This is a genomic window from Arsukibacterium sp., from assembly GCF_033722355.1.
Lineage (GTDB): Bacteria > Pseudomonadota > Gammaproteobacteria > Enterobacterales > Alteromonadaceae > Alishewanella.
In genome coordinates this window covers 1-22,278 of record NZ_JAWVZF010000029.1, presented here as the reverse complement: position 1 = coordinate 22,278, position 22,278 = coordinate 1, and the positions used below count along the sequence as shown (strand labels likewise).

22 protein-coding genes are annotated in these 22,278 nt (G+C 51.8%); 16 read left to right on the top strand and 6 right to left on the bottom strand.

Going from position 1 to position 22,278, the window contains the following annotated elements; genetic code table 11:
- The coding region (locus R3177_RS05065) for a methyl-accepting chemotaxis protein (protein ID WP_318969952.1) at positions 1-1,216 on the top strand (1,216 nt) is incomplete at its 5' end.
- 76 nt (positions 1,217-1,292) lie between these two features.
- Here R3177_RS05065 and R3177_RS05060 read toward each other — a convergent pair.
- Entirely contained in the window at positions 1,293-1,667 is a 375-nt protein-coding gene (locus R3177_RS05060; RefSeq protein ID WP_318969951.1) for a hypothetical protein, read from the bottom strand.
- A gap of 363 nt (positions 1,668-2,030) precedes the next feature.
- On the opposite strand from R3177_RS05060, the gene R3177_RS05055 reads away from it, so the two are divergent.
- From R3177_RS05055 to R3177_RS14805, 5 genes are read left to right on the top strand one after another with little or no spacing between them, the layout of a single operon-like run.
- On the top strand, positions 2,031-3,257 hold the full coding sequence (locus tag R3177_RS05055) for a threonine/serine ThrE exporter family protein (protein WP_318969950.1): 1,227 nt from the start codon (positions 2,031-2,033) through the stop codon (positions 3,255-3,257).
- A 50-nt stretch (positions 3,258-3,307) separates the two neighbouring features.
- A complete protein-coding gene (locus tag R3177_RS05050; RefSeq protein WP_318969949.1) occupies positions 3,308-4,546 on the top strand; it encodes an FAD-dependent oxidoreductase in 1,239 nt (412 codons plus the stop codon).
- Positions 4,547-4,598: 52 nt separating this feature from the next.
- Entirely contained in the window at positions 4,599-4,883 is a 285-nt protein-coding gene (locus tag R3177_RS05045) for a hypothetical protein (protein ID WP_318969948.1), read from the top strand.
- Positions 4,884-4,890: 7 nt separating this feature from the next.
- Entirely contained in the window at positions 4,891-5,028 is a 138-nt protein-coding gene (locus R3177_RS05040; protein WP_318969947.1) for a hypothetical protein, read from the top strand.
- Entirely contained in the window at positions 5,009-5,110 is a 102-nt protein-coding gene (locus R3177_RS14805) for a DUF4287 domain-containing protein (protein ID WP_413229069.1), read from the top strand. The genes R3177_RS05040 and R3177_RS14805 overlap by 20 nt, the downstream gene beginning before the upstream one ends.
- A gap of 122 nt (positions 5,111-5,232) precedes the next feature.
- Here R3177_RS14805 and R3177_RS05035 read toward each other — a convergent pair whose 3' ends face one another.
- Positions 5,233-6,705: an MFS transporter gene (locus R3177_RS05035; RefSeq protein ID WP_318969946.1), complete on the bottom strand. Its 1,473-nt coding sequence runs from the start codon at positions 6,703-6,705 to the stop codon at positions 5,233-5,235.
- Between the two features lie 218 nt (positions 6,706-6,923).
- Between R3177_RS05035 and R3177_RS05030 the strand changes: the two genes are divergently transcribed.
- Complete coding sequence (locus tag R3177_RS05030) at positions 6,924-8,645, top strand: alpha-amylase family glycosyl hydrolase (RefSeq protein ID WP_318969945.1); 1,722 nt, start codon at positions 6,924-6,926, stop codon at positions 8,643-8,645.
- A 74-nt stretch (positions 8,646-8,719) separates the two neighbouring features.
- On the opposite strand, the gene R3177_RS05025 is transcribed toward R3177_RS05030, so the two are convergent.
- The gene (locus R3177_RS05025) at positions 8,720-9,745 is read right to left on the bottom strand and encodes a LacI family DNA-binding transcriptional regulator (RefSeq protein WP_318969944.1); all 1,026 of its coding nucleotides are present in this window, start codon (positions 9,743-9,745) and stop codon (positions 8,720-8,722) included.
- A 298-nt stretch (positions 9,746-10,043) separates the two neighbouring features.
- Here R3177_RS05025 and R3177_RS05020 point away from each other — a divergent pair, with 298 nt between their 5' ends.
- From R3177_RS05020 to R3177_RS05000, 5 genes are all read left to right on the top strand, one after another.
- Positions 10,044-10,862, top strand: a complete 819-nt coding sequence (locus R3177_RS05020; RefSeq protein ID WP_318969943.1) for a MipA/OmpV family protein — start codon at positions 10,044-10,046, stop codon at positions 10,860-10,862.
- Positions 10,862-11,254 (top strand): DUF3019 domain-containing protein, encoded by a 393-nt coding sequence (locus tag R3177_RS05015; protein WP_318969942.1) that lies wholly within the window; start codon positions 10,862-10,864, stop codon positions 11,252-11,254. Before R3177_RS05020 ends, R3177_RS05015 begins: the two co-directional genes overlap by 1 nt.
- Entirely contained in the window at positions 11,254-11,943 is a 690-nt protein-coding gene (locus tag R3177_RS05010) for a response regulator (RefSeq protein WP_318969941.1), read from the top strand. The genes R3177_RS05015 and R3177_RS05010 overlap by 1 nt, the downstream gene beginning before the upstream one ends.
- A gap of 2 nt (positions 11,944-11,945) precedes the next feature.
- Complete coding sequence (locus tag R3177_RS05005) at positions 11,946-13,160, top strand: ATP-binding protein (RefSeq protein ID WP_318969940.1); 1,215 nt, start codon at positions 11,946-11,948, stop codon at positions 13,158-13,160.
- Between the two features lie 72 nt (positions 13,161-13,232).
- Positions 13,233-14,426: a multidrug effflux MFS transporter gene (locus R3177_RS05000; RefSeq protein WP_318969939.1), complete on the top strand. Its 1,194-nt coding sequence runs from the start codon at positions 13,233-13,235 to the stop codon at positions 14,424-14,426.
- Between the two features lie 6 nt (positions 14,427-14,432).
- On the opposite strand, the gene R3177_RS04995 is transcribed toward R3177_RS05000, so the two are convergent.
- Both R3177_RS04995 and R3177_RS04990 read right to left on the bottom strand, forming a co-directional pair.
- Positions 14,433-15,107: a DUF3334 family protein gene (locus R3177_RS04995; protein ID WP_318969938.1), complete on the bottom strand. Its 675-nt coding sequence runs from the start codon at positions 15,105-15,107 to the stop codon at positions 14,433-14,435.
- Positions 15,108-15,161: 54 nt separating this feature from the next.
- Positions 15,162-15,326: a hypothetical protein gene (locus tag R3177_RS04990; protein ID WP_318969937.1), complete on the bottom strand. Its 165-nt coding sequence runs from the start codon at positions 15,324-15,326 to the stop codon at positions 15,162-15,164.
- 205 nt (positions 15,327-15,531) lie between these two features.
- On the opposite strand from R3177_RS04990, the gene pyrC reads away from it, so the two are divergent.
- Positions 15,532-16,563 (top strand): dihydroorotase, encoded by a 1,032-nt coding sequence (gene pyrC, locus R3177_RS04985; protein WP_318969936.1) that lies wholly within the window; start codon positions 15,532-15,534, stop codon positions 16,561-16,563.
- Between the two features lie 168 nt (positions 16,564-16,731).
- Here the strand turns inward: pyrC and R3177_RS04980 are convergent, their stop codons facing one another.
- Positions 16,732-18,237 (bottom strand): YifB family Mg chelatase-like AAA ATPase, encoded by a 1,506-nt coding sequence (locus R3177_RS04980; protein WP_318969935.1) that lies wholly within the window; start codon positions 18,235-18,237, stop codon positions 16,732-16,734.
- 185 nt (positions 18,238-18,422) lie between these two features.
- On the opposite strand from R3177_RS04980, the gene R3177_RS04975 reads away from it, so the two are divergent.
- From R3177_RS04975 to R3177_RS04965, 3 genes are all read left to right on the top strand, one after another.
- Complete coding sequence (locus R3177_RS04975) at positions 18,423-20,735, top strand: efflux RND transporter permease subunit (RefSeq protein ID WP_318969934.1); 2,313 nt, start codon at positions 18,423-18,425, stop codon at positions 20,733-20,735.
- Entirely contained in the window at positions 20,722-21,531 is an 810-nt protein-coding gene (locus R3177_RS04970) for an outer membrane lipoprotein-sorting protein (protein WP_318969933.1), read from the top strand. The genes R3177_RS04975 and R3177_RS04970 overlap by 14 nt, the downstream gene beginning before the upstream one ends.
- A gap of 26 nt (positions 21,532-21,557) precedes the next feature.
- Positions 21,558-22,278: FimV/HubP family polar landmark protein (locus R3177_RS04965; RefSeq protein WP_318969932.1), on the top strand; the 721-nt coding region annotated here is incomplete at its 3' end.

Sequence of the window (22,278 nt, the reverse complement as noted above, 5' to 3'; positions counted from 1 at the left end):
GGAGATTGCCCGGGCAGAGCAGGCGTATCAGCGGATAAACGCCGGTAAAGCGGCAACCTCACGCTGGACAAGCTTGGGACATATGTTATCAGTTATTATGCCAGTGGCCATTCCCGGGGGGCTGGCAACAGCGGCTATCGCATATCTGTCATCGGCAACCGCAGCCGCCCTGGCGCTGACAGCAACACTGGTATCAGCGGGGTGGATGGTACTGAAACGGCGCGGCGAATGGCAGTCACTGCTGGATATCAGCCCTGATTCTTATAACAACCTTACCGTGGCGCAAACCTATTTCAGCGACGATGGCAGCGTGGCCCGGGCTAAACTGGCACTGGCATGTGAAATTGCCAGAAGCCGGACGGCGCTGACCCGGATAGAAGATGCTACAGTAAGACTGGATAGTATTGTAGTTGAAACGTTAAAGGAAACCCAGCTGACTTTTGCCGCGACTGAGCATCAGGAAAATGCGACTCAGCTGGTGGCATCAGCTATTACCGAAATGTCTGCCGCCATTCAGGAAGTGGCCGGTAACGTTGAAGCCAATGCCCAGAGTGCCAAAAATGCCTTGAATAACGTGAAAGAGGGCACGGTGCTGGCTAAAGATGCGAAAACGGCCATTGATCAACTGAGTGACTCGGTCGCATCGATTGCCCGGACTGTCCGCGAATTATCTGAGTCGACCAATGAAATCGGCCAGGCAGCATCCATTATTTCATCAATCGCTGATCAGACCAATTTGCTGGCGCTGAATGCCGCAATCGAGGCAGCCAGAGCGGGTGAACAGGGCCGTGGCTTTAGCGTCGTTGCCGACGAAGTGCGCTCATTAGCGTTAAAAACCCGTGAATCAACCGACAAAATACATAAAATTGTCGAAGTGCTGACGCAACGGGCAAGTAATGCCGTTAATGTTTCTCAATCGGGGGAAAAGGCGGCCAGTCGTGGCGTTGATATTGTCGAGCAGACCCGCCAGGCATTGGAGTCGATTAATAACGCGGTAGGCCAGATCACCGAGTCGACCTTGCAAATGTCTGCGGCGGTTGAAGAGCAAAGTACGGTGGCTGAACATATCAATCAGCAGGTTGTTGAAATAGCTGACGGGGCTGCCAGCACTAAAACGTCTGCAGGGAATTCACTGCAAGCCAATAGCCGCCTGAATGAAACGGTCGCAGACGTCCGCTCTATTATTAAACGTTTTACCGTGCGGGGCCGAAGCTAAGGGGAATAAGCCCGGGCGATGGCCATTTTTTCCGCCGCCCGGACAATCTTACTGGGGTGTTAACTGGCTGCTCAGGTTAAAAGTCGAACCAGTCGTCGGCACTGGCCTTAGTCCATTCATCGTTATCCCAGCCATTGCTGTCGTCTTCATCATAGTAGTCAAACAAAGTGATGTTCAGCTCATTGTAGGTCAGATAACCATCACCGTCGGCATCCCAGCTGGCAAAGTCATCGGCGTCGAATACCGAAATGCCGAGTTCTTGTTCATTTAACAGACCATCCTTATCGCTGTCGCGACGGGTATAGACATCGTAGTTAAAGACATAGCGCTGATATTCCGCTGCAGACAAGATACCATCGCGGTCGGTATCAGCGCTCTCGAACGTACCCGCGGCGAATGCCATACCACTTGCCAGTAACAGGCTGGTTAGTAAAGATGTACGCTTAAGCATAAGTACCTCCTCGTCATCGGTTAAGCATGAGTATTTTCAGCGAACATCTTAGAACTGCAAGCATGGTGCCAGACTTATTATCTTACAGCATGCTATTTTTCAGTGGGTTTCAGCGTTTAGCCAGCGCCAGCCATGATGTTTTTGCAACAACTTCACAGAAACAGGTAAATTCTACAGCAGCTGAGCACAGGCCATCATGGCGGAAAGTGACTGGCCTCTATGCTTTAAGTAACCCGCTATCAGAAACCCGCCACTATCAGTTTTAGCGAGTTTTTTTGTTTAGGCTGGCATCGGTATATCGTTAGGTTACAATGCCTGTATCAGCTGATTTTTCAACCCACCACCAATTGCAGGAAGCCGCTTTTGTATACAGATGACTTTAATCAGAAACGGAAATTTATCGTTAAGCTTGGCAAGATGCTGCACAAATATGGCACCCCGGCCTACCGGTTAGAAGCGCACTTAACTGAGCTGACGACCCATTTGGGCCTGAAGGCGTCTTTTATTATTTCACCGACCTCAATGACCTTTGTGGTATGGACCGATGGCCATGAGCAGGAATATACCCATGCAGCCCGGGTCAATCCGGGGGATCTCGATTTAGGCGCTCTGTCGCGTACTGACGAGCTGGTCGATCAGGTATTACAGGGCCAGGTAAGTATTCATGAAGCCGATGCGCTGCTTGATGCGATTGATAACAGACCAAGCTCCTACAATAAGCTGGCAACTGCCGTGGCAATGATGGCATCGGGTGGTGCCTTTGCGATGCTGATGGCCACCAGCTGGAATGATGTGTTGTGGTCGGCGTTACTTTCGCTGTTAGTGTATCTGTTTGTACTTTGGGCCCAGCGTTCAGCACGCATTGCCAATATGCTTGAGCCACTGGTGGCGCTTGCTGCGGCCATTGGTGCCTGTGCCATCAGCCGTTATATCGACCCCGGCATTAATATCCGGCTCAGTGTGTTATCCGCCATTATCTCGTTTATTCCCGGTTTGGCGCTGACCATCGGTTTTGCTGAGCTGGCAGCGCGGCATCTGGTATCGGGCAATGCCCGGATTATGGATGCGCTGATGATGTTATTTAAGCTGTATTTCGGTGCCTTTCTGGGCATCGCTATCGGCTTTACGCTATTTGGAACCGTTGACTTTGTTAAGCCTGAACCGATTTCCCGCCATTTTGCCTGGCTGGCAGTGGGCATCCTGGTCAGCTCGCTGATAGTTCTGTTTAAGAGCCGCGGCAAGTATACGCTATGGTCACTCGCAGCAGGTTTTATTGCTTACGGGGTGAGTATTACCGGTGCCAGTCTGGTTGACTTTACCATGGGGGCTTTTCTCGGGGCTTTTGCGGTAGGGATCTACAGCAACCTGTTTACCCGGCTGGCCAGAGCACCAGCGGTTATCGTTGCTATGCATGGCCTGATTGTGCTGGTGCCAGGCAGTAAAACTTATATTGGCTTAAACTCACTGATTTCAGGTCAGGATTTTGTGGTATCTGACCGGGTAGGCCAACAAACCTTTATGATTTTAATGGCGCTGGTGGGTGGTCTTATTTTTGCCAATGTGGCGCTGCCACCAAAGAAAAGTTTATAGCTCAGTATACTGAGCCAGGTGGCGCCAGCTAACAGGAGCATAGCAGCAGGGTGAGCTATTCCATTGCAGTAATAGGTAGCGGCATGGCGGGTTTGGCTGCGGCTTACCGGCTGCGCCGCGCTGGCCATCAGCTTACTGTATTTGAGGCCCAGCGCCGCCATGGTATGGACGCCCATGCGATACAGGCAGAAGGTGGCCTGGTGGATGTGCCGCTACGGGTAATGAGCCCTGCCCGCTGGCCCGCGGTATTGCAACTTGCCGATGAAGCCGGCGTGGCTACCTTTGAGGTGCGCACCCATACATCCTGCAGCTGGCCAAATGGCCAGACCTGGTTTCGCAGTGGCGAATTGCCGATGGTCGGTTGGCCATTTGTCGGGTCCTGGCGCTATCTGAACAGCCATGCTCTGCGCATGGCTTGCGGTAGCTGGCAACTTTGGCGGCTCACTCAAAAGTTGCAACAGCAACCGGCTGATGTGACGCTTCGGGCCGTGTTGCAGCAACACCATTTTGACCCGCTATTCTGGCGCGGCTTAATTTTGCCGATTCTTACCACCATTTGCACCTGCGATGAAAAGCACTTGCTGAACTGGCCTGCGGCGCAGCTGCTATCGTTACTTCACAGTATTTTATACAGCTCTTCGCTGTGCCGGTTGCAGGGCGGTACCACAGCGCTTGTTAACGCCCTGAGCCAGGGCCTTACCTTGCAAAGCGGCAGTCCCGTCGTACAAGTTAAGGACCTGGGGCAGCAGATAAGAGTAATTAATGAGCAGGGCCACGGTGGTGAATTTGATCGGGTTATTGTGGCCACCCAGGCTAATCAGCTGGGCTTTCTTGACAACAGCCAGTTTAGCGGCGAGCGGCAAATGCTGGCAAAGGTCTGTTTTGACGCCGGTGAGCTATGGGTGCATCAGGACACCCGCTTTATGCCGGCGAAGCAACAGGACTGGACCGCACTGAATTTTCAGTTGGACCGGCAGTTACAAAAACCGGTATTTACTGTCTGGGTGAATCAGATAGAACCGTCGTTACAAGGCCGGGCCCCGGTATTTCAGACCTGGAACCCGCAGTGTCAGCCTGAGCCTGCGAAAGTGCTGGCCCGGATCCCAATGCAGCGGGCCGTCGTCGGGCCGGCCACCGCCACAGTTCATGCAGCCCTTCAACAGTGGCATCAGCAGCCTGATCGCAAATTGTTTTACTGTGGCTCCTGGGCGTCAGAAGGGGTGCCATTACTCGAATCTGCGGTCTGTTCAGCCAACGCGGTGGTAAAAGCCATTACCCGCCAGGTTTAGTGTTATAGTTTTACCTTACTGACGCATCGCAAGCAGACACTAAGGCAGCATAATGCATCTCGAAAAAGCAAAAAAACGTATTGCAAAGCAGATAAACAAAGGTTTTGACGGCTACCCGCAAATTACCCTGACCTATGCGGGCAAAAGTGCCGATTGTGCAACTGAGGTCGTGGTCGGTTTTATTGCCAAGGCCGGTGCGACAGTGCAGGAGCAACGCTTTGTCAGCAAGCAGGACGCAAGACAGGATGAAACAATCCAGTCTGTGCTGGTAAAAATAATTGAACGGGCTGATGCCAGAACAGTTACTGAAACCCCGGGTACCGTGGTGATAAGCTGAGGACCTTATGATGACAGAAATGACGACGGCCGAACAAAGCCAATGGCGGAATCTGGAGTTGGCCAGCGGCAAAAGCCAGGCAGAATGGCTGGCGCTGGCAACCCGCCAAAACTTTAGCAAACACAGTGAACTGGTTAAAAAGTGAATTTGCTATTGGTCATGGTAATGCCAACTTGATCGCTCACCGTGCCAGACAAGCTGCCACCGGCGGCGTCAGGCAGTTTTAATGCGATGTGCAGCCATCGCATCCGGCTTAGCACAGCTGCCGATATTGATGACAGCGTAAAACACTGGCTGGCAGAAGCCTACAACCGCGGCTAGATTTGTACCCGCGATATTCAAAAGCAAATTAGTGTCCGGCTGGCTCAGTGATCTCCTGTTCTTGCACCAGCCATACTGACAGGGCGCCCAGTACCATGGCAGCACCGGCTAACATCACAATATATACCGCATGATTCTGAAATAACGAGCCTAAAATCCAGCCGGCAATCAAGCCGGAGATAATTTGCGGTGCGGCGATAGTGAAATTAAATATCCCCATGTACACCCCGGTTTTTTCAGGCGGTAAGGCACCGGCCAGAATCGCATAAGGCATAGCCAGGATAGCAGCCCAGGCAATACCGACGCCTATCATCGGGATCATCAGCCCCAGCGCACCTTTAGGAATGTCTATCTGGGTAATCAGCAGATTAACGTGAGTAATGGTGGGATCGGTAAATAACACAAAGCTTAAATAGCCGAGGCCACCAGCCAGCAGCGCCATTGAGTAAACAAATTTGCGGCCAAGCAGGTTGGCCAGCTTTGCCATTATCAGCGAAAACAACACCGCAAACAGCGAGTAACCGGCATACAGAATACCTACCCAGTCACCGGCGGCGCCTTTTGCAGCGGCAATATGCGCCGGTACGCCGCCCATTTCAGCAATATAGGCGCCGCTATACCACTCTGTGCCGACTCCCCAGGTATGCTGGGCAATCGCTGCCGGAAAGTAAGTCCACATGATAAACAGCGCGAACCATGAAAAAAATTGCACGACCGCCAGTTGCTTCATGATTTTTGGCATACTTTTCATCGTTTGCCAGAAGTCGCTTAACTTTTCGCCAAGCGAGCGTGACTTACGCACTTCTTCAGCCAGTGCTTGTGCCTCAGAATCCAGCCCTTTATAAGCATAATATTGCTCAGGTGGGTATTCTCTGGTACGAAATACTGTCCACAGGACGCTGCCAAGCAATACCGTAGCACCGATATAAAAAGCCCAGACCACTGACGGTGCGACTTCACCAGCACGGGAAGCATTGTCCAGCCCCACTACGTTGGTTAGCACGAACGGCAGAACAGAACCGAATACCGCTCCAATATTGATAAGCAGGGTTTGTACCGAGTAACCCAGATTACGCTGCTCAGGTGGTACCATGTCAGATACCAGCGAGCGGAATGGCTGAAACGTGACGTTAAAAGCGGCATCTTTAATCGCAAAAATGACCAGGCCAAATAACATTGGCGGAATAAAAGCAACCACCATAGACGCGTTCGGTAGCAACATCATGGCGCCTGCTGCGACAACGGCACCGCCGAGCATAAAGGGTAAGCGCCGGCCCATTTTGTTCCAGGTGCGGTCAGAAGCGGCGCCAACAATAGGTTGTACCAACAGGCCCATAATCGGGGCCGCCAGCCAGAATAATGACAGTGATGACAAGTCTGCCCCCAGATCTGACAGGATGCGGCTGACATTACCGTTTTGCAGTGCAAAGCCTATTTGCACCCCAAGAAAGCCGAAACTGAGGTTCCAGATCTGCCAGAAAGAGAGCTTAGGTTGTTTCATTTCACGTCCCCGGGGATTGTCATTATCATTATGTGTGGTTTGCGTCAGCTTAAACTACACGAAAGCAGCGGTTTTGCGCAAAACTGTGCATACGTATTCATCTTGTTGTTGCACCGTTTTGGCGCTATTACCAAGCTTAGCTGCAGAATATTGTTTCGCTATGGTGCAGCAGTGTGCACTAAAGCTGATACGCTGATTAACATTAAAGTGGGGATGCAATGAAAGCCTTTACGTTAAGCTCACTGGCCCTGGCAATATTGCTAGGCGGATGCCAGCCAGCACCTTTAAACCCTGATAGCAGCAGTGCACAGCAGCCTGCTGCTGCAACGTTACCGCAGTCTGCCGCACAACCTGCTGCTGCCTGGTGGGATAGTGCCATTTTCTATCAGATCTGGCCGCGCAGTTTTTATGACACTGATGGTGATGGTCATGGCGATTTCAACGGTATGACCGCCAAGCTGCCTTATTTGCAGGAGCTGGGAGTAAATGCGCTATGGTTAACCCCAATGTTTGAAGCGCCGTCTTACCATGGCTATGATTTTACCGAGTTTTATCAGGTAGAAAGCGATTACGGCAGCATGGCAGAGTTTGAAGCCTTTATTCAGGCAGCTGAGGCCAGGGGCATGAAAGTGATTCTGGATCTGGTGATTAACCATATTTCCAGTGAGCATGAATGGTTTGTACGCTCTGCCGCCGGTGAAGCACCCTATAAAGACTATTTTATCTGGCGCGATGATATGCCTGGGGCCGGCAGTGGCTGGGGCCATGCCTGGAGTGATAACGATAAGCCGGAAGCCGTCTGGCACTGGAATGAAACCCGTCAGCAATATTATTATGCAGCTTTTGGCGCCAGCCAGCCTGATGTCAACCTGCGGCACCCTGATGTAGTTGCGGAAATGGAAAAAATGGCCAAATTCTGGCTTGATAAAGGCGTTGACGGTTTTCGGCTAGATGCGGTTCGGTTTGCCATGGAAGGTGGGCCAAATGCTCAGGCCGATACCGCTGAAACAATCGCTTACTGGCAAAGCTTTAATCAGTTTGTCAAAAGCGTTAATCCGAATGCCTATCTGGTCGGTGAAGCCTGGGTCGATATCCCGGTAGCCGCCCGTTATTATGGCAACGGTAAAGGCTTAGATCAGGGTTTTGATTTTGAAGTAGGCTATAAAATTCTTGGCTTGTTACAGCAGGGCAGTGCCGGTGAAGCCCAGTTTGGTACTATGCAGTCAAATCAGCAGCAGATTGCTGATGCTACCGTACTGCGCCAGAATGTGCAGCAGCGACTTGATTCTGTGGCGCCGCTTAACTTTTTTGCGCCGTTCTTAACGAACCATGACCAGGAGCGCGTCGCCTATCAGTTACAACAACATGATAATAAAGCCAGGCTTGCCGCTGCTATGTTATTCAGCTCACCGGGCACACCATATATTTATTATGGTGAAGAAATTGGATTAACCCAGGACAGAAGTGGTCATGATGTTTTTAAGCGTGCGCCAATGTTGTGGGATAACACCAAACAGGCTGGCTTTACTGACAGTGACCGCAGCTGGGTAGAACAACTGACATTGTTTGGCGACGGGTTCCCCAACTGGTGGCCTGGTTTTCTGGCTGAGCAACTGGCTATCGCAGATCGTAGCGTTGCAGCACAGCAGGCTCAGCCAGACTCGGTCTGGCAGCTGTATAAGTTTCTAATTGCCCAGAAAAAACAGCGGCCGGAGCTGGGTGTTGCCGGCAGTTATCAGGTTAGTCAGCTGGATAATGGCGTGGTGCAAATCAGTCGTGAGCTCGACGGCAGCAAAAGTGTCTTTGTGCTGAATTTAACCGACAGCATACAGGACATCAGCCAGATTAACCGCAACGGATTACACGCCAGCTGGGCTTTTGATCTGGATGGCACCAGCCTGGGCAGCTATGGATTGCTGGTTTTGCAAAGCGCTGAATAAATCAGCCTGATGCCACCAGAGACATCCGCCGGCAGGTAGCTAAGGCGGGTGTCAGCCTGGCGGCCTGTTTACCGTCAGCGACTGCCACAGGACTGACGGATAATCAATTTGGGTTGAATATGGGTGCTGACAATCACTTCATTGTTGATTAACCGCAGCAGGTTATCAACCAGCATCTCGCCAGCCAGCGAGGTATCCTGCTGAATGGTACTAAGTGCCGGCGTTGCAAATGATGCCACCGGAATATCGTCAAAGCCCATGACCGCAATATCAGCCGGGATACGATAGCCCAGTTGGTGCAGGGCCCGCATCACACCTATGGCAATAATATCACTGGCACAAAATACCGCATCAACAGGCTTGCCCTGGCGGATAATCTGGCGGATAGCATGATCACCGGCGTTCTCGGTGGAAATAGCATCGCACTGGACAATATCATCCGGCTGAATGCCTGTGGCGAGCAGGGCGTCTGTAAAGCCTTGATAGCGTTCAAAAAACTCCGGGCTATGCTCGGAAGCATTGCCAACAAACGCGAAATTTTTATAGCCATTCGCCAGTAAGTGCTCGCCGGCCAGCCGGCCACCCTCCCTGTTATTACTGCGAATGGTCGACTCCGGGTGATCATGCACTTCTGCACCCCAGCAGACAAAGTGGGTTCGCTGTGCTAACAGTTTTTCCAGCTTTTCTTCATAATCAACATAATCGCCATAACCGAGCAAAATAATACCATCGGCTTTATTGCTGTCTTCATAATCGGCATGCCAGTCATCACTGAGTTGCTGAAACGATACCAGCAAATCCTGACCTCGCTTCGCGCAGGCCCGGGTTATGCTACCGAGCATCGATAAAAAAAACGGATTAATCAGCGACTCGTCAGAAGTTGGGTCTTCAAACAACAGCAGCGCCAGGGTACTGCTTCGCTGTTTACGCAGGTTACTGGCATTTTTATCTACTTTATAATTCAGTTGTTTCGCAATGGCATGCACCCGTTCACGGGTTTCTTTATTAACTTGCGGGCTATTGCGCAGCGCCCTGGACACCGTGGATTGTGATACCCCGGCTAAATAGGCAATATCAAAAGATGTCGCTTTATCTTTCATTATCAGCTCTGCTGTTACAGCGGTGCAGCCCTGCAGTTTACTGCAGCAATCTGAGCAGCGCATTATAGTTATAGTTTGCTCATCATAGATGGATTCTTAAGCAGATTCAATTTCGGCGTTTGCCTGCTGCTTCAGTCTTTGCCAGATAATCACCGTGGTTAATTTGTGAAACTATGTTATTTCTGTTTCGGTAGGTGCCTGCCACTTGCTAAACTACAGAGCCAGTGTAATCAGGTAAGCTGTCGTGTCGAAAACGCCCTATAAAATTGTTTTATTAATCAGCATATTACTATGCAGCATGGCTGCAACTGCCAGTACACGCAGTTGCCAGGGTGATGACTGTATCACCGAACAACAGTTGTATTTCAGCCTGGCATTTGGCTACGGCCAACGCAGTAACCCGCTGCATGGTGGCAAACAGCTTGATTTGGTTGTCCTGCCTGAAATCTACTATTACAGCAAATACTGGTTTTTTGATAATGGCCGGCTGGGCACCAGTCTGGCACTCAGCGAGACCACTTCGTTAAGTGTGATTGGCCAGTTTAATCAGGAAAAAGGTTATTTCCAGCAATGGTTCAGCGGTAACCTGCTGCAGTTTGAAGCCAATGTAATGAGCATGCCTCAGTTTAGCGCTGCTACTGAACGGCAGGCGCCTTCAGAGGTTGCCGTCAGCGAAGTGACGAAAAGACCGACCGCCTTTGATGTAGGTCTGCAGTTAGATACGGTCAGTAACGGCATCCTCTGGCAACTGGCGTACTGGACAGACGCCAGCCGGCAACATCATGGCCAGTATGCCAGTGCCGGGGCGCGCCGGGGCTGGCATACTCCGTATGGAAAATGGCAGTTGTCAGCCCATCTGCACTGGAAAAGTGCCCAGCTGATCGATACCTATTATGGCTTAACACCGTTAGAAGTTCCCCTGGGTCAGGAATATCAGGGGCGGGATAGCTGGCACGCAGAACTTCGGTTAAACTGGAACAAACCATTAACAGAACGGCTGAGCGCGTTGGTACTTCTGCGATATTTACATTTTGACACGGCAATGACTGACAGTGCTCTGGTACGATCTGACCATGTCACCACCTGGTTTGGTGGTATTAGTTACCGGTTTTTCTGATGTGGATGCTGCGTTGCGGTTTTTTGTTGCTGTTGCTGATATCGCAAACCAGTCAGGCTGACAGTGCGGCTGACTCCTGTGCCGAACCCTTGTGCTGGCAGGTCAGCCCTATCGTCTGTGTTGCTGATAAAATTGAGCAGGGCTGTCAGGCTGAGCTCAGAGTGATTTGGTTCAGTGATACGCCAAGAACAGTCTGCCTGTATCTGGCTGAGCAGGCAGAGCGATGCTGGCAGCAAGCGACCAGTGGCCAGTGGCAACAGCAGATTAACTGGCAACAGGGCTGGCTCAGTTTGCGACAGCAGCAGCAGGTATTACTGAGTACTGAATTACTGGTATTGAGCCGACAGCCGGCAAAACGTCGCCGTATTTCCGGCGCATGGAGTATTTTTTAATGGCCAAGATTCTGTTAGTGGAAGATGATGCCCGGCTGGCCGGGCTGGTGCAGAGTTTTCTGGTGCAGCATGGTTTTACCGTGCAGCAGCAAAACCGCGGTGATCGGGTGGCGGAGCAGTGCAAGCAATTTCAGCCGGATCTAATTGTGCTGGATTTAATGCTACCCGGACTGGACGGTTTTGGGGTATGCCGGCAAATCCGACCCTGGTATAAAGGCCCGGTGCTGATGCTGACCGCCAAACAAAGTGATATTGATCAGGTGCTGGGGCTTGAGCTCGGGGCCGATGACTATGTTATTAAACCGGTCGAGCCTCGGGTGCTGCTGGCGCGGATTAACGCCTTGTTGCGCCGGACGCAGATCAGCCCGCAAGCCGAGCGACAGGAATTAACTTTTGGTCGTTTGTTACTGAAACAACGCTCCCGGGAAGCCTGGTTCGACAATAATCTGGTAGAACTGACCAGTTATGAATTTGATTTACTGTGGATGCTGGCGCGGCATGCCGGGCAGACCGTTAAACGTGAGGCGATTCATCAGCAGATTATTGGCCGTGAATATGACGGGCTTGACCGGACAGTTGATGTCAGGGTTTCGCACTTAAGACGTAAGCTGGGCGATAACGCTGAGGTGCCGTTTCGGATCAAAACCGTCTGGGGCAAAGGGTATTTATTTGTCGCTGATGCCTGGTAAGTATGCATCGGCTTTTTCTGCACTTTTATTTATTTTTATTTCTGGTACTCATTGGCCTTGGTTGGACGGTTGATCAGCTCTGGCAATATGCACAAGGTGATCAGCCGCCTGCCTTGGTTGACATCCTGGCTGAACAAATTGCCCTGGTCATGCAGCTGCCCCAAGACCAGTGGGCCGGGCATCTTGGCTTGCCTTATCAGGCGGTGCCCCTCGACAGCGTCAGCTGGCAGGCCGATGAGTGGACACTGCTGCAGCAAAACCATCTGTTACCGTTATTTCAGGACGATAAAGTATTTTTTTATGGCCTGCGCAACGAACAGCTATGGCTGGTGGGACCTTTACATCTGGACGGGCATTCAGGGTTTGACTGGTTCAGTATTTTGTTTTTCAGCCTGCTGGCGGTGGCAGTCGCACTTTGGCTCTGGCCGGTTGCCCGCGATATTCGTTTTTTACAACAAGGCTTGCAACGCTTCGGCAAAGGCCAACCTGCTGACTTGCAGCTACCATCCCGCTCATTTATTGCGCCAATAGCGGACAGTTTTCAGCAAATGAGCCAGCAAATTATTTCACTGTTGGAATTACAGCGGGAAATGACCCATGCGGTATCCCATGAATTACGCACGCCGATTGCCCGGCTGAAGTTTGCGCTGGAGATGGCCATGCAATTACCGGAAAATGACAAACAGCTGATGTTGCAGGATGTCAGAGAATTGCAGCAACTGGTCGACGAAATGCTCGACTATGCCAAATTACAAAGCCACCAGCTGAATTTGAAAATGCAGCAGGTGGATTTAACTGAGCTTATTAATAACGTGGCGGAAAAGCTGGCACCTTTGCCGGGTGCGGCTATTGAGTTGCAGCTACCGCCAGTGGCGATGTTTTATTGTGATGCTCATTATCTGGAGCGGGCTATTCAGAACTTACTGGTTAATGCCAAGCGTTACGCCAGGCAGCGCATTGTGATAGATATTAAAGCCCAGCAAGGCTATTGGCGGGTCAGTGTTAACGATGATGGTCCCGGTATTCCGGTAGAACGCCGGGCCGAAGTGCTTAAACCGTTTCAGCGGCTGGAGCAAAGTCGCAACCGGGAAGAGGGCGGCTTTGGTCTTGGCCTTGCTATTGTGCTGCGGATTGTCCAGTGGCATCAGGGTAAGCTGATTGTCAGTGACAGCTCACTCGGCGGTGCCAGTTTGCAGCTGTTGCTGCCCATCAGTTAACTTCTTCATCTGCGATAATCGCACTTTCATTACTAAGCGGCTTGTAAACTGCCGCCAACAAGAGTACCGGTAATGCGACAGGCTGACCCCTCTTTCTGGATACTGATGTTACTGGCCGCCGTGGTCGCCACCACCCCGCTGGCAATTGATATGTACCTGCCTGCTATGCCAATGATGGCGGCTGAGCTGGATGCCGGCATCACTCTGGTACAGCAATCGCTGAGCATTTTCCTGGCCGCTTATGGTATCGGTATGCTGTTATTCGGCCCTTTAGCAGATATGCTCGGTCGCCGGCCGCTGGCAATATTCGGTTTAACCGGCTTTATCCTGGCCAGTGTGGCGTTAAGCCGGGTAAGCAGTATTGAGTGGTTTCTCGGCTGGCGTGCGGTGCAGGCGCTCTGTGGCGCTGCCGCCTCGGTAGTGGTGCCGGGTATTATCCGGCATTTATACCAGCAGCATACCGCCAAAGGCATGTCTTATGTATCGATGATTATGATGCTGGCACCGCTGTTGGCACCGGCGATGGGCAGTGCCGTGATCTGGTTGGCCAGCTGGCAGGCTATTTTTCTGTTTCTGGCATTATATGGCGTCATTGTTGTCGGCTGTTGCTGGCGTTTTTTACCGGAAATCAATAGTGACAGTGCCCGGCAACGCCCTGCCTTTTTCAGTGGCTACGTTAAGGTGTTCAGGAAAAAATCAGCCTGGCCGGATATTGCCAGCTCGATGTTTGCTTCTTTTGCCTTTTTCTGTTTTTTAACCGCTGTATCGTTTGTTTATATTGGCTATTTTGGCGTTAGCGAACAGCAGTTTGCACTGCTGTTTGGCTTTAACGTGCTGGCTTTAATGAGCGCCAATTTGCTAAACAGCCGTTTAGTGGTGCGATTCGGGCCGCAGCGCATGTTGCGGTTTGGCTTAGTGGTTGCCATCGCGAGCGTCTCGTTACTCTGTGGCTTTAATTATTATGGCCTGGGGCTGTGGTACACGGTATTGACCATAGCACCATTAATGGCCAGCCTGGGGTTAATGGCCACCAATGCCGACGCCATGATCATTATGCAGTTTCCGGATAACAGCGGTAGCGCCACTGCCGTCATTGGCACGCTGCGCTTTGGTAGTGGTGCTTTGGCAGGGCCCATGCTGGCCTGGTTTTATACCGGCGATGCCTTGCCGTTTTCGGCCCTGATGCTAACCGGCGTACTGGCCATTGGTTTAAGCCAGCTATGGCGTAGTATCCGGCGTAGCAAGCAGCTAGATCCTGCCTGCTAACGGGCTTTAGAAACCGAGGTTTTTCAGAAAATCGTCGTCGACTTCCGGTTCAATATCCACGGTATTTTCCTGGCGGTACTGCTGGGCATTAGCCAGAATATCGTCCGGGTTTTCCTGCTCGGTGCGTTCAAACTCTTCTAACTGAATGAACTCAGTTTTATCCATCGCCAGTTCCATGTAGAAGATATTGTGCTCCGGCGTACTGAAGGTCACCCGGCGGGCCTGAGGTTGGTCTAGCTGGGTGTTAATCAGAATTTGTACCTGTTTATTAATTGCCATCATTTTCGGCTGGCTCTGATTAATTGAGGTATGTAAATCCAGCCGGACTTTATTGGTAAAATCTCCGACAATCTGGTTCATCAGTTCACCCATCACATTACCGACCTCATCAGAGGTATGAAACTGCGCCAGCTCCTCCTCCGGCATGCCCATACTCATCATGTATTTGCGGTAGATTTCCATTGCGGCCGGCGCGGTGAAATTAATAATCACCAGCCCGGAAAAACCGCCATCAAATAACACAAAACAGCCAAGATCAGGGCGCAGGCAGGTTTTCTGAATTTTCTGGACCATCGGAGAGTGGCTGATTGCAGGATTGCCAGCGGCGGCAAGCACACCATTAACGGCCTGACACAGGGTCAGCAGAATATCGTCTGTGGTTATAATGCGGGTTTTTTTCATACTGTATTCCAGAGATTATTTTCTGACAGTATAAGCCCTTATCCACGGTAAACGCTAAATTTTACAGGCGCCACCGCTGCATTCATCGTCGTCATCACCAAATTGAGGCTCGGCTGCCTTAGCTTCAGCATCTGCCTGTTGTTTGGCGAGTGCGTCGGCAGCGCCATCAAAATCAAGGTTGTTTAAATCAAAATCAGGGTCAAAATCAAAATCAGACATGGTGTGAGTTCCTGTATGCAGCAAAAAGCATCGTAGCGGTGGCCGTTAAAGCTGGTAGCAGTGTAGCAAACCCCGGGTGCCGGTTAAAACCGCCAGCGCCAAATAAAAAAGCCGCTGCGCTGCTAATTCCAGCCGCGGTTGATTTCACCGTCGTGCAATCCTTGCTATTATAGCGCCCATCTTTTGTTAGCTGCCCGGAGCCCTGATGAGCCAATTAACTATTCAAACCCCCGATGACTGGCATCTGCACTTTCGCGATGGCGATATGCTGCTGGAAACGGTACCCGCAACGGCCCGTCAGTTTGCCCGCGCCATTGTCATGCCTAATCTGGTGCCGCCGGTCACTACCGCCGACATGGCCGTCGCATACCGCGAGCGGATTCTGGCCGCCCGGCCGGCTGGTAGCGAGTTTCAGCCACTGTTAACCCTGTTTTTAACCGATAAAACCAGCCGCCAGCAAATTATTGATGCCAAAGCCGCCGGAGTGGTGGCAGCAAAACTGTATCCGGCTGGCGCGACAACCAATTCCAGCGCAGCAGTCAGTGCTCTGGATTCATTGTACCCGGTATTTGAAGTCATGGCAGAACAAGGCATGTTGCTGCTGGTACACGGTGAAGTGACGGACCATGACATTGATATTTTTGACCGGGAAAAAGTCTTTATTGACCGCTATCTGCAACATATTGTCAGCCGTCTGCCCCAGCTGAAAGTGGTATTTGAGCACATTACCACGGCCGACGCTGCACGTTTTGTCAGTGAGGCTGGCAGCAATGTCGCGGCCACTATCACGCCGCAGCATTTGTTGCTGAATCGTAATGATTTGCTGGTAGGTGGAGTGCGGCCACATAATTACTGTTTACCGGTATTAAAACGCCGCACTCATCAGCAGGCTCTGCGCGCGGCAGTGGCCAGCGGTTCGCCGAAATTTTTCCTCGGTACTGATTCGGCGCCGCACGAAAAGCACCGTAAAGAGTCCGCCTGCGGCTGTGCCGGTTGTTACAGTGCCCACAGCGCGATAGAGTTATACGCCCAGGTATTTGACGAATTAGGTTGCCTGGACAAACTGGAAGGCTTTGCCAGCCATTATGGCGCCGATTTTTACGGTCTGCCACGTAACAGCGGCACAGTAACGCTGCGGCAGCAAACCTGGCAGGTACCGTCTGAAATCACCCTGCCAAATGGTAACCCGATAGTGCCGTTTTATGCCGGTGAAACCCTTAACTGGAAACTGGTTTAAGGCTGAAAGTCCGGAGAAAGTGGTCGGTTTGCTCTAAATCAACCGTTGCAGGCCTGGATGGCCGACAGATTCGCAGGGAGCGAATTTGAACAGCTATCGAGCCTGCAGGGATGTATTTACGGCATGTTGATGTGAGTAAACCGATAGCGGTCGAACTGGCAACTTGCTTTAGTTCTTCAGGTAACTTAGCAGTCGCTCCAGCGCGCGGTAGCTCAGCGCTTCCATCAGGTGAGCGCGGCTGATTTGCGGTTGTTGCTGCAAATCAGCAATAGTGCGGGCCACTTTAATAATCTTGTGATAAGTGCGGGCCGACAGTTTAAAGCGGTGAATAGTGTCTTCTAAAAAACGGGCGTCATCCTGTTTTAGCAGGCAGAAGTCAGCAATTTCGCTACCGCTGAGCCGGGCGTTGGCTTTACCCTGGCGTGCCAGCTGAATGTCACGCGCGGCGACCACCCGTGTTTTGACACTGGCGCTGCTCTCCTCCTGACTATGCTGTTGACTGAGCATACCCTTAGGTAATAGCGGCACTTCTATTTGCAACTCTATCCGGTCGATAAAAGGCCCCGACAACCGGTTTAAATAACGCATGACCTGCTCCGGCGTCGCCCGGCCATCTTCGTGGTGGCCGGTCGGGCTTGGGTTCAGTGCCGCTACCAGCTGAAACTGGGCCGGAAACTCAGCCTGGCGGGCAGCCCGAGAGATATGAACTATGCCGGTCTCCAGGGGCTCACGCAGCACATCCAATACTTTACGCGGGAACTCGGGCAATTCATCTAAAAATAAAATGCCATGATGGGCCAGCGAAATTTCACCAGGACGGGGTACTGAACCACCGCCAACTAGCGCCACGGCGGAGCTGGTATGGTGCGGGCTGCGAAACGGCCGCTGCTGCCAGTCGGTCAGGTTGCGTTGCAGGCCGGCAATCGAATAAATGGCTGCCGTTGCCAGCGCCTCCTGCTCGGTTAAGGCCGGTAAAATGCCCGGCAACCGCTGCGCCAGCATCGACTTGCCGGTACCCGCCGGGCCCAGCATCAGCATATTGTGCTCACCGGCGGCGGCAATTTCCAGTACCCGTTTTGCATGGCCCTGGCCCCGGACATCGGCTAAATCAGCCTGATGCTGCAACGGGCGCTCAGGTAAAGGCGGAATGGCCGGTAACGCTTGTTGCGCCAGCAAAAAGCTGTGTACCTGCAATAAATGCTCTGCCCCGTGCACCTGTGCTTTGGGTACCTGCTGCGCCTGCTGGGCATTCAGCATGGGCATCAAGGCGGCACGGCCGGCATCACGGCAAGCCACCGCAACCGGGATCTCACCGAGGATCGGTCGTATTTCACCCGATAACGCCAGTTCACCATAAAATTCGAACTGCCCCGTGCTGTGTTCATTCAGCTGGCCGCTGGCAACGATTATGCCAAGAGCAATCGGTAAGTCGAACCGGCCCCCTTCCTTTGGTAAGTCTGCCGGTGCCAGATTAACGGTAATTTTGCGATCCGGAAAGGCGAAGCCGCTGTTGACCATGGCGCTGCGGACGCGATCCCGCGATTCTTTTACCGAGGTTTCAGGCAGGCCAACCAGTTGAAACGCCGGCAAACCGTTACTGATGTGGACCTCCACGGTAACCAGTGGGGCATCCAGGCCATGGCGGGCCCGGCTGTAAACAACAGCCAGTGACATCCTGTCTCCAATATTTTACTTAATTACTGCATTATGTTTAGCATATTGTTAAATTAGTGCAAGTTTTGTTATCCAAAACTGAAAAACAAACATTAATACAATTGGTTACTCCCTGCTTTGCCATTTGCCTGCTAAGCTGAGAGCCAAACCGACATGTCTGTAACGTTAACCTGAGGTAGCAACAGATGATTCAGCGCTGGCTCCAGCATATTCTCGCTTATCCGCGGCTTAGCACCGTGCTGTGTCTGCTGTTTATCGCCGGCAGTGCAGCTGGTATTGGTAAGCTGTATTTCCGGGGGGATTACCGGATTTTTTTCACTGACGATAATCCGCAACTGCTGGCGTATGAGCAGATGCAGCAACAGTTTAACAAAAGTGACAATATTCTGATTGCGATAGCACCGGCCGATAAGCAGGTGTTCAGTGCCCAAACCCTGACGCTGGTACGGCAGTTAACCGAGGCCGCCTGGCAGACACCTTATTCGATCCGGGTAGATTCACTGAGTAATTATCAGCATACTGAAGCTATTGACGATGATCTCTGGGTGGCTGATCTGGTGGGCGAAGATCTGGCACTGACCGGCCCGGAACGGGAAAAGATAGCGGCGGTGGCACTGAGTGAGCCCGTGCTGCTGCAGCGCTTGATATCATTAGATGGTTCAGTGACTGCTATTAACATTACTCTGCAGTTGCCTGAGGAGAACCTGCAGCAGGAAGTGAAAGAAGTGTGGCAGGCGGTGTCTGCCATGCTGGATAGATTTAAAGCCGCTTACCCCGATACTGACTTTTATGTCAGTGGCGTCGTTGCCATGAATCATGCGTTTGCCTATGAAGCAGAGAACGACGTAAAAACACTGATCCCGATTATGTTTGCCGCAATTTTAATTATGCTGGCCTGGTTGCTGCGTTCAGTCCTAGCTTCGCTGGCGACCCTGATAATTATTGTCGTAACAGTCATCAGTACCCTGGGGCTGGCCGGTTGGGCAGGCCTGTTTTTAAGCACGGCTACTGTTAATGTGCCCACTATCCTGATGACGCTGGCAGTAGCGGATTCTGTGCATTTAATTGCCGCTATGCAATTTGCACTGCGCCGCGGTGACAGCCGGTTACAGGCAATAAAATACAGTTTAAAACGCAATATCTTGCCGGTATTTATTACCAGTGCCACCACTGCCATTGGTTTTTTAACCCTGAACTTTTCAGATGTGCCGATATTGCGGGATCTGGGCAATATGACCGCGGTCGGCGTCATGCTGGCCTGCGTGTTCAGCCTGATATTGCTGCCGGCATTGTTGTTATTTTTACCAATAAGTGCCGGGCAAACCGCTAACGGCGCTGCCGCTGGCAAAGATACCGCCATGCTCTGGCTGGCCGACAGGGTGATCCACTACCAGCGGCCGCTGTTCTGGGGCATGACGATCGTGATTATTGGCTGCAGTGCTCTGATAAGCCTGAATACCATTAATGATGAGGCGGTAAAATACTTCGCTGCTGATACTGAATTTCGCCAGGCGAATGATTTTCTGGAGCAGAATCTGACAGGTGCCACCACTGTTGATTTTGTGATTGCCGGCGATGAAGCCAGTGCGGTAAATCAACCGGAATTTTTAGCCGCTGTAGCTGATTTTACTGCATGGCTGCAGCGTCAGCCCGAAGTGCAGCATGTTAACAGTATTACCGACACGATCAGACGGCTGAATAAGAATATGCATCAGGACGACCCCGCCTATTACCGATTACCACAAACTCAGCAACAGGCTGCACAGTACTTGCTGATGTACGAAATGTCACTGCCCTTTGGTCTGGATTTAAACAATCAGCTGAATCTGGATAAAAGCGCTACCCGGGTGGCGGTAAGTCTAAAAAACCTCGGCAGCAAACAGCTTACCGCTTTTGAAAGCCGGGCGCTGGCCTACCTGAGTGAACATGCCGGCGCATATTCTGCCAGTGCGGCCAGCACCGCCCTGATGTTTGCCCATATTGGTGAGCGTAATATGGCATCAATGCTGCAGACCTTACCACTGGCGCTGTTACTGATCTCTTTATTGCTGGTATTTAGTTTACGCTCATGGCGACTGGGGTTGCTCAGCCTTATCCCTAATATTGCACCGGCGCTGGTGGCATTCGGTTTATGGGGCCTGCTCAGTGGTGAAATTAACCTGGCGCTGTCAGTGGTTGCCGGTATGAGCCTTGGGATCATTGTTGATGATACCGTGCATTTCCTGAGTAAATACCGGGCAGCCAGACTGGAAGGGCAGGCAACCGAGCAGGCGATACGCTATGCTTTTACCACTGTCGGGCGGGCCCTGTGGATCACGACCGTGGTCTTGGTCAGTGGTTTTGCGGTATTAATGCTCTCGGGCTTCAGGCTGAATTCTGATATGGGTATGTTAACGGCACTGGTTATCCTGGTGGCATTGATTATTGATTTTCTGTATCTGCCAGCATGCCTGCTGAAATTTGATGCAAAGGAGTATAAAACTGATGCAACAGCTTAAAATTGGCCGTACTGCCGTCATGTTGCTGGTGACCAGCGTGTTGCTGGGCGCGCCGGTGCTGGCGGTTAACGCCGGCAGCGCTGAAGAAAAAGGATTGCAGATAGCCACCGAGCAGAAACAACGCGATAGCGGCTGGGGCGATAGCGAAAGTAAAGTAGTGATGATTTTGCGTGATGCCAGTGGCAATGAAAGTATCCGGCGGATGCGGACCCAGGCGCTCGAGGTACCGGACGATGGTGATAAATCATTGATTATTTTCGACGAACCAAGAGATGTCCGGGGTTCGGCGTTTTTAAGTCATTCTCATCCGACAGCAGAAGACGACCAGTGGTTGTATCTGCCCGCCATAAAGCGGACCCGGCGCATTGCCAGCAGGAATAAATCGGGCCCTTTTATGGCAAGCGAATTTGCCTATGAAGATATGGCTTCATTTGAACTGGAAAAATACCACTTCCGCTATTTAGGTGATGAGGAAGTCAATGGCGAAATGAGCTATGTGATTGAACGGATCCCCGCCGATAAGTTCTCTGGCTACAGTAAAACCATTGCCTGGGTGGACAAAACGCATTACCGGGTTCAGAAAATTGAATTTTATGATAAAAAACAAAGCTTGCTGAAAACGTTAACCGCCAGCGACTATAAATTGTTTCGGGATAGATACTGGCGGCCAATGCGACTTACCATGCAGAATCATCAGACCGGAAAAAGCACTGATCTGATTGTTGAGGAACTGGAATTTAACGTTGGCCGCAGCGCCGCTGACTTTGATGTTAACGTGCTGGAGCGGCTGCGTTGAAACACCACAAACGATACCGGGGTAGTATGACGACGCGGGTTAATCAGATTATCCGGCAGACGTTCAGCCTTCTGCTGCTGACAGCAACACTCGTTAGCACTAAGATGCTGGCCGCAGAACTTGGTCCGGTAACCAAAGCCGATACTCTGTGGCGTCTTGCCGTGCAGGCCAGGCCAGATGAACAGGTCAGCATGCCACAGGTTATTTATGCTCTGTGGCAGGCCAACCCGGCTGCCTTTGTCGCCGGCGATATCAATAAACTGCGGGCTGGCACTGTGCTGCAAGTCCCCGATCGCGCTCAGATGTTGCAAACCGACGCTGCTCAGGCCAGAGTCTGGTATTATCAGGCTATCAGAGGCCAGCAAGCATCAGCCGCGGCGCCGGCAACAATTGCCGGTACGCCGCCAGCAATGACGCCAATCCCTGCCGGACAATCACCTGATCCGACGCCGGTATTGGTCACAGAGCCGGTCAGCGTTAACGCGCAGCAAACGCCGGTGTCCAAAGTGGCTGACCCTGTGGCAGTCAGTGTCGCAGTATCGACAGCGTCTGGAGCAGACCACACCCCGCCTGCGGACGGATTCAGTTTACGCCAGCAATACCAGACCACGGCGCAGCAACGATATTTTCCTGAAAGTGGTGAGGCTGACGATGATCGCGCCCATACCCTGCTGAGTCTGCTGGCTGACTGGTCATGGCAGGATGACGCTGCTGTCCACAGTTTTCAGCTGACACCGTTTTTGCGCT